The sequence below is a fragment of the Cellulomonas citrea genome, assembly GCF_009829685.1.
Classification (GTDB): Bacteria; Actinomycetota; Actinomycetes; order Actinomycetales; family Cellulomonadaceae; genus Cellulomonas; species Cellulomonas citrea.
Window position 1 is genome coordinate 1 of record NZ_VWSD01000350.1, and the last position, 634, is coordinate 634.

Annotated in this window: 2 protein-coding genes; one reads left to right on the forward strand and one right to left on the reverse strand. The window is 76.7% G+C overall.

Annotation, left to right across the window (positions count from 1 at the left end):
- On the reverse strand, positions 1-315 hold a 315-nt coding region (locus tag F2B26_RS16660), incomplete at its 3' end, for a hypothetical protein (RefSeq protein ID WP_159811209.1).
- Between the two features lie 135 nt (positions 316-450).
- Here F2B26_RS16660 and F2B26_RS16665 point away from each other — a divergent pair.
- A partial coding sequence (locus F2B26_RS16665; RefSeq protein WP_201292814.1) for a shikimate kinase occupies positions 451-634 on the forward strand: 184 nt, incomplete at its 3' end.

Here is a 634-nt window from a genome sequence, read left to right on the forward strand (position 1 = left end):
CGCGGCGCGGACCGCGCGTCCGGGTCCGTCGGCGGCCCGTCCGGCGGCGGAGCGTTCGGCCCCCGGGGTGATCTCGCCGAGCGGCCGCCAGTCACCTGCGGGGGTGAGCGCGTACCCGTCGACCACGTCGCCGACCCGGTAGGGGGCGGCGGTGGCGGTGCGCAGCGGGCGCCACTCGAGGTCGGCGCCGAGCATGTACCCGTTGACGACGTGACCGGGCCGGTACGGGCTGGGGTCGAGCTGCAGCGCCGGGACCCAGCCGGTGGCGGTGAGCACGTACCCGTCGAGCGAGTCGCCGATCACGTAGCCGGCCATCGCGCTCCCCTTCGTCGGTGTGCTCGAAGACTAGCCGCCGACGCCGGCCCGTCGCGGTGGGCGGCGGCGGGACCGTCGGGCACAGTAGGGCGGGTGGCGGACCAGGACGAGCAGCCGGTGCAGCACATCGTCGTCATGGGGGTGTCCGGGTCGGGCAAGAGCACCGTCGGCCGGGCGCTCGCGCACCGGCTCGACCTGCCCTTCGCCGAGGGCGACGACTTCCACCCGGCGGCCAACGTCGCGGCGATGGCCGCTGGCCGCCCGCTCACGGATGCCGACCGCGCGCCGTGGCTGGCTGCGCTCGCGGACTGGATCGGCG